We start from the raw sequence: 11,406 nt of genomic DNA on the forward strand, positions 1-11,406 counted from the left end.
CAATCCCCGGCTTCATCCATGCAAACCCCTTACGAACTCCTGCTGGGCTGGCGCTACACCCGCGCCGGCCGCGCCACGCGGCGCAACGGCTTCATCTCTTTCATCTCGGGCGTGTCCATGCTGGGCATCGCGCTGGGCGTGGCCGCGCTGATCATCGTGCTGTCGGTCATGAACGGCTTCCAGAAGGAGGTGCGCGACCGCATGCTGGGCGTGCTTTCGCACATCGAGGTGTTCGAGGCCAACGGCCAGGCCATCCCCGATCTGCCGCAGGTGCTCTCGCGCATCGAAGCGCGGCCCGAGGTGCTGGGCGCGGCCCCGTTCGTGGGCGCGCAGGCGCTGATCGCGCGCGGCGAAGACATGAAGGGTGTGCTGGTGCGCGGCATCGACCCGGCGCTGGAGCCGCGCGTGACCGACCTCGCGGCCGACCTTTCGGGCACCGTGCTGCCGCGCCTGCAGCCGGGCGGCTTCGGCATCGTGCTCGGCGGCGAGCTCGCGCGCAGCCTGGGCGTGGTGGCGGGCGACACGGTCACGCTGATCGCGCCCAGCGGCCAGGTCACGCCCGCGGGCGTGGTGCCGCGCGTGCGCACCATGACGGTGGTGGGCACCTTCGATTCGGGCCACTACGAGTACGACTCGGCGCTGGCCATGCTGCACCAGGACGACGCCGCGCGCATCTTCCGCGTCGAAGGGCCCACGGGCGTGCGCGTGAAGATCCGCGACCTGCACGCCGCGCGCGAGGTGGCGGTGCACATGGCGGCCGACCTGCCGCCGGGCCTGGTGGTGCGCGACTGGACGCGCCAGAACCGCACCTGGTTCGCGGCCGTGCAGCTCGAGAAACGCATGATGTTCATCATCCTCACGCTGATCGTCGCGGTGGCCGCGTTCAACCTCGTGTCCACGCTGGTCATGACGGTCACCGACAAGCGCGCCGACATCGCGATCCTGCGCACGCTGGGCGCGAGCCCATCGAGCATCATGGGCATCTTCGTGGTGCAGGGCGCGGCCGTGGGCGTGATCGGCACCGGCGTGGGCCTGCTGCTGGGCCTGGGCGTGGCCTTCAACATCGACACCCTGGTGCCCGCGCTCGAACGCCTGCTGGGCGCGAGCTTCCTGCCGCAGGACATCTACCTCATCAGCCGCATGCCGAGCGACCCGCAGCAGGGCGACATCGTGCCCGTGGCGGTGATCTCGCTGGTGCTGGCCTTCCTGGCCACGCTGTACCCGAGCTGGCGCGCCAGCCGCGTCAACCCCGCCGAGGCCCTCCGCTATGAATAAGGCCCCCACGCTCCGCCGCTGCGCGGGTCGCTGCCCCCCGTGGGGGTGCGTTTCGCCTTGGGGCGGCCCGGCGGCGAAACCCCTATGACGTCCTCCACCGTCCTGCAGGCCCGCGGCCTCACCAAGCGCTTCCACGAAGGCCGCATCGACCTCACCGTGCTGCACGGCGTGGACCTCGACGTGCATGCCGGCGAGACGCTCGCCATCGTGGGGGCTTCGGGCTCGGGCAAGAGCACGCTGCTGCACCTGCTCGGTGGTCTCGACGCGCCCAGCAGCGGCAGCGTCACGCTCAAGGGCCAGGCGCTGTCGCAGCTCTCGACGGCCGAGCAGGGGGCCTTGCGCAACCGGCACCTGGGCTTCGTCTACCAGTTCCACCACCTGCTGCCCGAGTTCAGCGCGCGCGACAACGTGGCCATGCCGCTGTGGATCCGCCGCCTGCCGCGCGCCGAAGCGGCCGAGCGCGCCACGCAGATGCTCGCGCGCGTGGGCCTGGGCGAGCGCATCGCGCACCGCCCGTCCGAGCTCTCGGGCGGCGAGCGCCAGCGCGTGGCCATCGCCCGCGCCCTGGTCACGCAGCCGGCCTGCGTGCTGGCCGACGAGCCCACGGGCAACCTCGACCGCGGCACCGCCGACGGCGTGTTCGGGCTCATGATGGACCTGGCGCGCGACCAGGGCACGGCCTTCGTGCTCGTGACGCACGACGAAAACCTGGCGGCGCGCTGCGACCGCGTGCTGCGCCTGACGGCCGGAAAACTGGCCTGAGGTACCATCGAGCGCATGGTTTCGCCCCGCCGACTGTCGTCCCTGTGCCGGTACCGCCCCCTCGCGTGGGCGCGTGCGGTGCTGTCTGACGCACATTCCTGAGCCCGGCGATCCACCCCCCTCCCCCTTCTTCGCGCCACCTTCGATCGCCGGGCCCCCAAGCCAGTGCCCGGCGCTGCCCGGCCCGCACACCCACCCGCCGCGGTGTGTCCAGGGCCTTTCGAAGGAGCCGTCGATGACCCCCATTTCTTTTGCCGAGCGCACGCTCACCGAACTCGACCACGTGCGCCTGGAGCGCCTGCGCCGCCAGGGCGAAGCCCTGCGCGTGGGCGACCTGCTCGACCTGGCGAGCGTGGTGCCCTCGCGCGAGGTCGCGCCCGACGTGGTCACCATGTACTCGCAGGTGCTGGTGCACGAAGGCGAGGGCGAGGGCGGCAGCGCCGAGCCGCGCCGCCTCACGCTGTGCTACCCCGCCGACGCCGAGCCCGGCACCGGCTTCATCTCGGTGCTCTCGCCCGTGGGCCTGGCCCTGCTGGGCCTGCGCGTGGGCGAGGTGGCGCGCTGGAGCGGCCCCGACGGCCAGCCGCGCGCGGCCACGATCGCGGCGCTGCTGTTCCAGCCCGAAGCCAGCGGCGACTACACCACCTGAGCACGCCCCCGCGGCGGTGCGCGCGAAGCGCAGCGGCGACAATCGGCGCCCGACCCAAGACCGCCGATGTGGATCGACACCCATTGCCACCTGGACGCGCCCGAGTTCGATGCGCTGCCCGCCGACGCCTGGCACGCCGAGGCGCGCGCGCTCGGCGTGTCGTGCTGCGTGATCCCTGCGGTGGAGCGCGCCAACTGGGGCGCGGTGCGCGCGCTCGCGCACCGGCGCGGTGACCGCTACGCGCTCGGCATCCACCCGCTGTGCGTGCCGCGCGCGCTCGACGAGGACCTCGACGCGCTCGACGCCGCGCTCACCGCGCACCGCGACGACCCGCGCCTGGTGGCCGTGGGTGAGATCGGACTCGATTTCTTCGTGCCCGCGCTGATCGAGCCGGCCATGCGCGAACGCCAGACCCGCTTCTACCGCGCGCAGCTGCGGCTGGCGCGCCGGCACGGCCTGCCCGTGATCCTGCACGTGCGGCGCAGCGCCGACGCGCTGCTCAAGGGCCTGCGTGAGCGGCCCGTGGCCGGCGGCATCGCCCATGCCTTCAATGGCAGCCTGCAGCAGGCGCAGGCCTTCACCGCGATGGGCTTTGCGCTGGGCTTCGGCGGTGCCATGAGCTTCGAGCCTGCGCAGCAGCTGCGCCGTCTGGCGCGCGAGCTGCCGCTCGAATCGCTGGTGCTCGAGACCGACGCGCCCGACATCCCGCCCCAGTGGCTCTACGTGACCGCGGCCGAGCGCGCCGCGGGCCGGCCGCAGGGCATCAACCACCCGCGCGAGCTGCCGCGCATTGGCGCGGTGCTGGCCGAACTGCGCGGCCTGCCGGTGGACGCGGTGGCGCAGGCCACCAGCGCCAACGCACGGCGCGTGCTGCCGCGGCTGAACCTGCAGGCCGACGCCGCATGACGCGCCTCACCGGCCTGCCCCCGATTGCCGATGCCGGCACGCGCCTGCTGGTGCTGGGCAGTTTTCCCGGTGTGGCCTCGCTGCGCGCGCAGCAGTACTACGGCCACCCGCAGAACGCGTTCTGGAAGATCCTGGGCGCAGTCTGGGGCCTGCCGCTGGCGCAGGCCGCCTACGCCGAGCGCGTGGCCGCGCTGCACGCGCGCGGCCTGGGCGTGTGGGACGTGTACGCGAGCTGCGAGCGCGAAGGCAGCCTCGACGCCGACATCCGCGGCGCCACGCTCAACGACCTCGCGGCCTTGCGCGCGGCCTGCCCGCGGCTCGAGGCCATCGCCCACAACGGCGGCGAAAGTTATCGCCACGCGCGCCACACACGCGCGCTCGGCCTGCCGGTGCACCGCCTGCCCTCCACCAGCCCGGCCAATGCGGGCTGGTCGTTCGAGCGCAAGCTCGAGGCCTGGCGCGGGGTGTTGTTGGCGCACAGCGTGGCATGAGGCGCACTCGCCGTTTGTGGTGATGCCGGCTTGGATGCAGAATTGCATCAGTTTTGATGCAGGAGAGTTCCATGCGAACCACCGTCACCATCGACGACGCGCTCTACGAAAAGGCCCTGGAGGTGGCGGACCCTGGCATGGACAAGGCCGACATCATCCGGGAAGCCGTCAAGACCTATGTTCGCGTGCAAGCGGCCAAACGCCTGGTCGCCCTGGGTGGCTCGATGCCCGACATGCCCGACGTGCCCCGACGCCGCACCGAGCCCGCCTCGAAATGAGGGTGCTTGTCGATACGTCGGTGTGGATCGACCACTTCCGTCAGGGCAACACCGCCCTGGTCGAACTCGTGCGGCTCGACCTGGTGCTCACGCACCCCATGGTCATTGCCGAGATCGCCTGCGGCACCCCACCCGCGCCCCGCGGCCAGACCCTGAGCAACCTGGCCATGCTGCAGGCTTGCAACGAAGCCAGCATGGGCGAGGTCATGGCCTTCATCGAGCGCGAAGAGCTGTATGGCCTTGGCTGTGGGCTCGTCGACCTGAACCTGCTGGCGTCGACACTCATCACGCCCGGGGCGGTGCTGTGGACCCTGGACAAACGCCTGGCCGATCTGGCCCGCCGCTTCCGCGTCGCGCACGCCGCTCCGCTGCACTGATTCCCCCGCCTCATGAAAACCCCCGCCTCCCTGCCCGACGTCAGCATCTCCGAAGACGGCGAGGTGCGCTTCCTGCACCTCGGCACCGAATGGGTCCAGGGCTCGATGCTGCTCGATGCGCCGTTCGACATCGAGCTCGAGTACGTGCAGCGCATGATGGCCTGGCTGCTGTTCGTCGAGCCCGACAGCGTGGGCAAGCGCCGCGCGCTGCAGCTTGGCCTGGGTTCGGCCGCGCTCACCAAGTTCTGCTTCAAGCGCCTGCGCATGGACACCACCGCGATCGAGATCAACCCGCAGGTGGTCGCGGTGTGCCGGCGCTGGTTCAAGCTGCCGCCCGACAGCGCGCGCCTGCGCGTGCTGCTGGCCGACGCGGGCGAGGCGATCCGTGCCGACGAACACCTGCAACGCTACGACGCGTTGCAGGTCGACCTGTACGACCACGAGGCCGCCGCGCCCGTGCTCGACTCGGCCGACTTCTACGCCGACTGCCGCAACACCCTCACCGACGAAGGCTGCCTCACGGTCAACCTGTTCGGGCGCGACGCCAGCTACGAGCGCTCGCTGCAAAGCCTGAGCGAGGCCTTCGGCGCCGACGCGGTCTGGGCCTTCCGGCCCACGCGCGAAGGCAACACCGTGGTGCTGGCCCAGCGCCAGGCGAGCCGGCCCTCGCGCATGGAACTGCTGGCGCGCGCCGAGGAAGTGCAGCAGCGCTGGGGCCTGCCCGCGGTGAAGTGGCTGCGCCTGTTCCAACCCGTGGTCCGCTGACACCGCCATGAAAAAAGCCGCCGCCGAAGCCACCGTCCACCAAGGCCCGCTCGACTGGCGCCACCTGCTGCGCTGGCTGCGCGAGGACGGCGTGATCAGCGAAGCCGAGGCGCAGCGCACCGAAGCGCGCATTGCCACCGCGCACAGCACCCAGCACCCGCTGCAGCGGCTCGCGGTGGTCGGCATCGCGCGCGCCAGCGACGGCCACGTGCTCGACGCCGAGGCGCTCACGCAATGGCTGGCGCAGCGCAGCGGGCTCGACTACTGCCGCATCGACCCGCTCAAGGTCGACGTGGGCAAGGTGGCCGACGTGATGAGCGCGGCCTATGCCGAGCGCCACCGCGTGCTGCCGGTGCAGGTGAGCCCGGTGGAGGTGGTGGTGGCCACGGGCGAGCCCTTCGTGCGCGACTGGGTGGGCGAGGTCGAGCGCCAGACGCGCAAGAACGTGCGCCTGGTGCTCGCAAGCCCGGCCGAGATCGCGCGCTACACGGGCGAGTTCTTCGCGCTTGCGAAGTCGGTGCGCGCGGCGCACAAGGCGGGCGGCTCGGCGGGCATCAACAGCTTCGAGCAGCTGGTGGAGCTGGGCAAGGGCAACAAGCAGCTCGACGCCAACGACCAGGGCGTGGTGCAGGTGGTCGACTGGCTCTGGCAGTACGCCTTCGACCAGCGCGCGAGCGACATCCACCTCGAGCCGCGCCGCGACCAGGGCGTGATCCGCTTCCGCATCGACGGCGTGCTGCACCCGGTGTACCAGCTGCCGCTGGGCGTGATGAACGCCATGACGGCGCGCATCAAGCTGCTGGGCCGCATGGACGTGGTGGAGCGGCGGCGCCCGCAGGACGGTCGCATCAAGACGCTCAAGCCCGGTGTGGGCGGTGCGCGCGGCGACGAGGTGGAGATGCGCCTGTCCACGCTGCCCACGGCCTTCGGCGAGAAGCTGGTGATGCGCATCTTCGACCCCGAGTCCACGGTGAAAGACCTGGCCGCGCTGGGCTTCGGCGCGCACGACGCGCAGCGCTGGGAAGCGCTCACGCGGCGCCCGCACGGCATCGTGCTGGTCACCGGCCCCACGGGCTCGGGCAAGACCACCACGCTCTACGCCACGCTCAAACGCCTGGCCACCGAAGAGGTCAACGTGAGCACGGTCGAAGACCCGATCGAAATGATCGAGCCGGCCTTCAACCAGACCCAGGTGCAGCCGCAGCTCGACCTCGATTTCGCGCAAGGCCTGCGCGCGCTCATGCGGCAGGACCCGGACATCATCATGGTGGGCGAGATCCGCGACCTCGCGACCGCCGAGATGGCCGTGCAGGCCGCGCTCACGGGCCACCTCGTGTTCTCCACCCTGCACACCAACGACGCGCCCTCGGCCGTGATGCGCCTGATGGAGCTGGGCATTCCGCCCTACCTGATCAGCGCCACCGTGCTGGGCGTGCTCGCGCAGCGCCTGGTGCGCACGCTGTGCCCGGCCTGCAAGCAACCGCTCGACAAGGACGCGGTGGCGAGCAGCCGCGAGCAGCTCGCCGACGTGGTCAAGCCCTGGCAGATCTCGGGCGGCTACCGGCCTTACCAGCCGGTGGGCTGTGTCGACTGCCGCATGACCGGCTACCGCGGCCGCATGGGCCTGTACGAACTGCTCAGCGTCACCGAGGCCTTCAAGGACAAGGTGAGCCGCGAGCCGAAGATGGAAGCCCTGCGCGCGCAAGGCGTGGCCGATGGCATGCGGCCGCTGCGCCTGGCGGGCGCGGCGCGCATCGCCGAAGGCCTGACCACGCTCGACGAGGTGCTGGCGGCCACGCCGCCACTGCAGTGAGCCAAAGGCCCCGCGGCGCGGGGCGTCGCGGGCCGCGCCGATAATGCGGCGCTTCATGTCCGCTGCCCAGCCCCACCCCCACCTCGCCACCGGCCTGCTGATGGCCTCGCTCGGCTCGATCGCGTTCAGCGGCAAGGCCATCATCGTGAAGCTCGCGTACCGCTATGGCGTGGACGCGGTCACGCTCATCATGTACCGCATGCTGTTTGCGCTGCCGCTGTTCCTGGCGCTGGTCTGGTGGGCCAGCCGGCCGCGCAACGGCCAGCGGCCGGCGCCGCTCACACGGCGCGACTGGCTCGGCGTGATCGGCCTCGGCGTCACGGGCTACTACCTCGCGAGCTTTCTCGATTTCTGGGGCCTCGAATACATCACAGCGAGCCTCGAGCGCCTCATCCTCTACCTCAACCCCACGCTCGTGCTGGTGCTGGGCTGGCTGCTGTATGGCCGGCGCATCTCGCGCCTGCAGGCCATCGCCATGGCCGTGAGCTACGCGGGCGTGCTGCTGGTGTTCGGCCACGAGGCCGGCGTGCAGGGCCCCAACGCCGCGCTCGGCGCGGCCCTGGTGTTCGCGAGCGCGGTGAGCTACGCGGTCTACCTCGTCTACAGCGGCGAGCTCGTGAAGCGCCTGGGCTCGGCGCGCCTGGTGGGCCTGGCCACCAGCGTGGCCTGCGTGCTGTGCCTGGCGCAGTTCGCGCTGCTGCGGCCGATGTCGGCCGCGCTGGTGGCGCCCGAGGTGATCGGCCTGTCGCTGCTCAACGCCACGCTGTGCACCTTCGTGCCGGTGCTGCTGGTGATGATGGCCATCGAGCGCATCGGCTCGGGGCTGACCGCGCAGACCGGGATGATCGGCCCGATGTCCACCATCCTCATGGGCGTGTTCATCCTGGGCGAACCCTTCAACGGCTGGATCATCGCGGGCACGGTGCTGGTGCTCAGCGGCGTGTACCTGGTGACGCGCTTCGGCGCGCCCAAACCGACCAACAAGACTGGAGATTGATCGCATGGACCTGGGCATCAAGGGCAAATGGGCGCTGGTGGGCGGCGCGAGCAAGGGCCTCGGCCTGGGCTGCGCGCAGGCGCTCGCGGCCGAAGGCGTGAACGTGGTGATGGTGGCGCGCGGCGCCGAGGCGCTGCAGGCCGCGGCGCAGGCGATCCGCGAGGCGCAGCCCGGCGTGCAGGTGCTGCCGGTGGCCGCCGACATCACCACCCCCGCGGGGCGCGAGGCGGTGTTCGGCGCGGCCGGCGGGCCGGGCAAAGCCTTCGACATCGTGGTCACCAACGCGGGCGGCCCGCCGCCCGGCGACTTCCGCCAGTGGAGCCGCGACACCTGGATCGCCGCGCTCGACGCCAACATGCTCACGCCGATCGAGCTCATCAAGGCCACGGTCGACGGCATGGCCGAGCGTGGCTTCGGCCGCATCGTCAACATCACCTCGGGCGCGGTGAAGGCCCCGCTGCAGGTGCTGGGCCTGTCCAACGGCGCGCGCACCGGCCTCACGGGTTTCGTGGCCGGCCTGGCGCGCAGCGAGATCGCCGCGCGCGGCGTCACCATCAACAACCTGCTGCCCGGCGCCTTCGAGACCGAGCGGCTGCGCACCACGCTCGGCGGCCTGGCGCAGAAGCAGGGCCAGACCTACGAGGCCGTGGCCGATGGCCGCCGCCAGAACGTGCCGGCCAAGCGCTTCGGCAACGCCGACGAGTTCGGTGCGGTCTGCGCCTTCCTGTGCAGCCGGCACGCGGCCTACATCACCGGCCAGAACATCCTGGCCGACGGCGGCGCGTACCCGGGCACGTTCTGAGCCCGCTCAGCGCGCGCCGAAGGCCTGCAGCACGCCATTGAGTAAGGCGCTGCGCTCGCGGCGCGATGCCTCGTCGGACGACAGCGGCCAGACCGCGGTGTGCACGATGACCAGCCCATGCGCGGGCACGACGGTGATGCTCTGACCGTACACACCGATCAGCGCGTACGAGCGCACGCGGCCACCGCCCAGCCAGAACTGGTAGCCGTAGCCGAAGCCCGGCCCCGCTTCATTGACCCGGAAGCCCGCGGGCACGAGCGCGTTGTCGGTGGCCTGCCGCAGGTAGTCGCGCGGCACGACCGCCTGGCCCCCGCGCGCGCCCTCGTTGGCGAGCAGCATGCCCAGTCGCGCGTAGTCGCGCGCCGTCGCGTTGAAGCCACCCGCGCAGTACTCGATGCCCTGCCATCCCACGAGCCAGCTCGCATCGGCCTCGGCGCCCAGCGGCTTCCACAACCACTCCTGCGTGATCTCGGCCACGGAGCGCCGGGTGGCGCCGTGCAGCACGTGGCACAGCACCTGGGTCTCGCCCGAGCTGTACTTGAAGCGGCTGCCGGGTGGCGCATCCTGCGGCCGGCGGGCGGTGAGCACGGCCGTCGGGTCGCCGCCGCGGTGCACGCGAAACAGCGCGCCCCAAAGGTCGGCCACGTCGTCGCGGCCGCCGTAGTCCTCGGTCCAGCGCACGCCCGAGCCCATGAGCAGCAGGTGGCGCAGCGTGGCCGCACCGTAGGCGCTGCCCTGCAGTTCGGGCGCGTAGGTTTGCGCCGTGTCGTCGAGCGAGCGGATGAGGCCGCGCTCGAGCGCCATGCCCACCAGCAGCGAGGTGATGCTCTTGGCCATCGAGAAGCTGATGAAGCGCTGTTGCGGCGTGCGTTCGTACTGGTAGCGCTCCAGGCGCAGGGCGCCGTCCTTCACGATCAGCAGGCTGGTGACGCGGCGGCGCTGCAGGTAGTCTTCGAGCGTGAAGGTCTGGCCCTCGAAGCTGTAGCGGATCTCGGGCGGCGGTTCGCCGGCCGCGAGCGGCCACACCGGTCCCTCGCGCGCCACGGGGCGGCTGGGCATGATCTCGTCGAGCGCGCTGAAACTGCCCACCTTGTGCCGCTCGGCCGTGGCTTCCTGCGGTGTGCCGCGCGGGTAGCCGCGCGCGCGGCCCAGGGCTTCTTCGTCGGGTGCGGCATGCGCCGCGCCAGCGCTCAGCGCCAGCAGGCTGCACACGATCAGCGCGCGGCGCCCCGTGGCGGCGCGCGCCTGCGCGGTTCGAACAAGGCTGGGCATGCGGGTCACCTCCGGCGCGCCATGGTGGGGTCTGGCGGGCGTCTTGACCAGCCCGGCCGGCGCTCAGCGCCGCGACGACACCAGGATGCCGCCCACGATCAGCACGAAGCTGAGCGCGTGGTAGGCGCGCGGCGGTTCGCCGAGCAGCGTGGCCGACATCAGCGCCGCGAACAGCGGCGTGAGGTTGTTGAAGAACGAGGCCGTGGCCGGCCCCACGCGCGCCACCGCCGCTCCCCAGCAGCGGTAGGCCACGAGCGAGGGGCCCACGGCCACGTAGACCAGCGCAGCCGCCAGCGGCCAGCCCCACTGAATGGCGTGTTCGCCCTCGACCTGCGGCGGCAGCGACAGCCATTCGGCGCTCGCGAACAGGCCCGACCACACCAGGCCCATCACCACCTGCGCGAGCAGGAAGGCGGCCCAGTCGGCGCGGATCTCGGCGGGCTCGCTGCCCGGGCGCGGCCGCGCGAGCAGCCAGCTGTACCAGGCCCAGAGGATGGAGGCCAGCACGATCCAGCCGTCGCCCGGCACGAACTGCACCGCGAGCAACTGGTTCAGGTCGCCGCGCGAGAGCACCGTGGCCACGCCCGCGAGCGACAGCGCCGTGCCCAGCGCCGCGCGGCGCGACACCGGCACGCCGTAGAGCAGCCGGCCCAGCAGCAGCATCCACACCGGCATGCTCGCGGCCACCAGGGTCACGTTCATGGGGGTGGAGGTGGTGAGCGCCAGGTACTGCAGCGCGTTGTAGCTGCCCACGCCCAGCAGCCCCAGCAGCGCGAAGCGGCGCCAGTGCGGCCACAGCGGACTGCCCGGGCGCAGCACCCAGCCCGCGAGCGGCAGCAGCAGCACGAAGGCCAGCACCCAGCGCAGGAAGTTCAGCGTGATCGGCGGCACCACGCCGCCCATGAGCCGGCCCACGATGGCGTTGCCCGCCCACAGCAGGGGCGGCAGCAGCAGGAGCGCGAGGGTGGGGCCACTGAGGCGGGCGGTGGGGGCGGCAGGCATGGGCCGGCACTGTAGCA

The 11,406-nt window shown here is 71.8% G+C and carries 13 protein-coding genes; 11 read left to right on the top strand and 2 right to left on the bottom strand.

Going from position 1 to position 11,406, the window contains the following annotated elements; all coding sequences use genetic code 11:
- The first annotated feature begins 18 nt into the window (after window positions 1–18).
- From G9Q37_RS01655 to G9Q37_RS01705, 11 genes are all read left to right on the top strand, one after another.
- Window positions 19–1,275 carry a lipoprotein-releasing ABC transporter permease subunit gene (locus G9Q37_RS01655; RefSeq protein WP_166223609.1) on the top strand — a complete coding sequence of 419 codons (1,257 nt, stop codon included), beginning with the start codon at window positions 19–21 and terminating at the stop codon, window positions 1,273–1,275.
- A gap of 84 nt (window positions 1,276–1,359) precedes the next feature.
- Window positions 1,360–2,037, top strand: a complete 678-nt coding sequence (lolD, locus tag G9Q37_RS01660; RefSeq protein WP_166223612.1) for a lipoprotein-releasing ABC transporter ATP-binding protein LolD — start codon at window positions 1,360–1,362, stop codon at window positions 2,035–2,037.
- Between the two features lie 235 nt (window positions 2,038–2,272).
- Window positions 2,273–2,686, top strand: a complete 414-nt coding sequence (locus G9Q37_RS01665; protein WP_166223615.1) for a GreA/GreB family elongation factor — start codon at window positions 2,273–2,275, stop codon at window positions 2,684–2,686.
- Between the two features lie 66 nt (window positions 2,687–2,752).
- Window positions 2,753–3,592 carry a TatD family hydrolase gene (locus tag G9Q37_RS01670; RefSeq protein ID WP_166223618.1) on the top strand — a complete coding sequence of 280 codons (840 nt, stop codon included), beginning with the start codon at window positions 2,753–2,755 and terminating at the stop codon, window positions 3,590–3,592.
- Entirely contained in the window at window positions 3,589–4,083 is a 495-nt protein-coding gene (locus G9Q37_RS01675) for a DNA-deoxyinosine glycosylase (protein WP_166223621.1), read from the top strand. The genes G9Q37_RS01670 and G9Q37_RS01675 overlap by 4 nt, the downstream gene beginning before the upstream one ends.
- 71 nt (window positions 4,084–4,154) lie before the next feature.
- Window positions 4,155–4,361 (top strand): type II toxin-antitoxin system VapB family antitoxin, encoded by a 207-nt coding sequence (locus tag G9Q37_RS01680; RefSeq protein ID WP_166223624.1) that lies wholly within the window; start codon window positions 4,155–4,157, stop codon window positions 4,359–4,361.
- Window positions 4,358–4,738 (top strand): type II toxin-antitoxin system VapC family toxin, encoded by a 381-nt coding sequence (locus G9Q37_RS01685; protein ID WP_166223627.1) that lies wholly within the window; start codon window positions 4,358–4,360, stop codon window positions 4,736–4,738. Before G9Q37_RS01680 ends, G9Q37_RS01685 begins: the two co-directional genes overlap by 4 nt.
- Window positions 4,739–4,750: 12 nt before the next feature.
- Window positions 4,751–5,503, top strand: coding sequence for a class I SAM-dependent methyltransferase (locus G9Q37_RS01690; RefSeq protein ID WP_166223630.1), 753 nt, complete (start codon window positions 4,751–4,753; stop codon window positions 5,501–5,503).
- A 7-nt stretch (window positions 5,504–5,510) separates the two neighbouring features.
- Complete coding sequence (tfpB, locus tag G9Q37_RS01695) at window positions 5,511–7,316, top strand: type IV pilus assembly ATPase TfpB (RefSeq protein ID WP_166223633.1); 1,806 nt, start codon at window positions 5,511–5,513, stop codon at window positions 7,314–7,316.
- Window positions 7,317–7,371: 55 nt separating this feature from the next.
- On the top strand, window positions 7,372–8,313 hold the full coding sequence (locus G9Q37_RS01700) for a DMT family transporter (protein WP_240936479.1): 942 nt from the start codon (window positions 7,372–7,374) through the stop codon (window positions 8,311–8,313).
- Window positions 8,314–8,317: 4 nt separating this feature from the next.
- Window positions 8,318–9,115 carry an SDR family oxidoreductase gene (locus G9Q37_RS01705; protein ID WP_166223639.1) on the top strand — a complete coding sequence of 266 codons (798 nt, stop codon included), beginning with the start codon at window positions 8,318–8,320 and terminating at the stop codon, window positions 9,113–9,115.
- 6 nt (window positions 9,116–9,121) lie between these two features.
- On the opposite strand, the gene G9Q37_RS01710 is transcribed toward G9Q37_RS01705, so the two are convergent.
- Together G9Q37_RS01710 and G9Q37_RS01715 are read right to left on the bottom strand one after the other, a co-directional pair.
- Window positions 9,122–10,387, bottom strand: a complete 1,266-nt coding sequence (locus G9Q37_RS01710) for a serine hydrolase domain-containing protein (protein ID WP_166223642.1) — start codon at window positions 10,385–10,387, stop codon at window positions 9,122–9,124.
- Window positions 10,388–10,450: 63 nt separating this feature from the next.
- A complete protein-coding gene (locus tag G9Q37_RS01715) occupies window positions 10,451–11,389 on the bottom strand; it encodes a DMT family transporter (RefSeq protein WP_166223645.1) in 939 nt (312 codons plus the stop codon).
- Window positions 11,390–11,406: the final 17 nt, after the last annotated feature.

It is taken from the genome of Hydrogenophaga crocea (genome assembly GCF_011388215.1).
Classification (GTDB): Bacteria; Pseudomonadota; Gammaproteobacteria; order Burkholderiales; family Burkholderiaceae_C; genus Hydrogenophaga; species Hydrogenophaga crocea.

Excerpts from the sequence above, each read along its gene's own strand:
- G9Q37_RS01655 (WP_166223609.1), top strand. The coding sequence starts at position 19 with ATGCAAACCCCTTACGAACTCCTGCTGGGCTGGCGCTACACCCGCGCC.
- lolD (WP_166223612.1), top strand. The coding sequence starts at position 1,360 with ATGACGTCCTCCACCGTCCTGCAGGCCCGCGGCCTCACCAAGCGCTTC.
- G9Q37_RS01665 (WP_166223615.1), top strand. The coding sequence starts at position 2,273 with ATGACCCCCATTTCTTTTGCCGAGCGCACGCTCACCGAACTCGACCAC.
- G9Q37_RS01670 (WP_166223618.1), top strand. The coding sequence starts at position 2,753 with ATGTGGATCGACACCCATTGCCACCTGGACGCGCCCGAGTTCGATGCG.
- G9Q37_RS01675 (WP_166223621.1), top strand. The coding sequence starts at position 3,589 with ATGACGCGCCTCACCGGCCTGCCCCCGATTGCCGATGCCGGCACGCGC.
- G9Q37_RS01680 (WP_166223624.1), top strand. The coding sequence starts at position 4,155 with ATGCGAACCACCGTCACCATCGACGACGCGCTCTACGAAAAGGCCCTG.
- G9Q37_RS01685 (WP_166223627.1), top strand. The coding sequence starts at position 4,358 with ATGAGGGTGCTTGTCGATACGTCGGTGTGGATCGACCACTTCCGTCAG.
- G9Q37_RS01690 (WP_166223630.1), top strand. The coding sequence starts at position 4,751 with ATGAAAACCCCCGCCTCCCTGCCCGACGTCAGCATCTCCGAAGACGGC.
- tfpB (WP_166223633.1), top strand. The coding sequence starts at position 5,511 with ATGAAAAAAGCCGCCGCCGAAGCCACCGTCCACCAAGGCCCGCTCGAC.
- G9Q37_RS01700 (WP_240936479.1), top strand. The coding sequence starts at position 7,372 with ATGTCCGCTGCCCAGCCCCACCCCCACCTCGCCACCGGCCTGCTGATG.
- G9Q37_RS01705 (WP_166223639.1), top strand. The coding sequence starts at position 8,318 with ATGGACCTGGGCATCAAGGGCAAATGGGCGCTGGTGGGCGGCGCGAGC.
- G9Q37_RS01710 (WP_166223642.1), bottom strand. The coding sequence starts at position 10,387 with ATGCCCAGCCTTGTTCGAACCGCGCAGGCGCGCGCCGCCACGGGGCGC.
- G9Q37_RS01715 (WP_166223645.1), bottom strand. The coding sequence starts at position 11,389 with ATGCCTGCCGCCCCCACCGCCCGCCTCAGTGGCCCCACCCTCGCGCTC.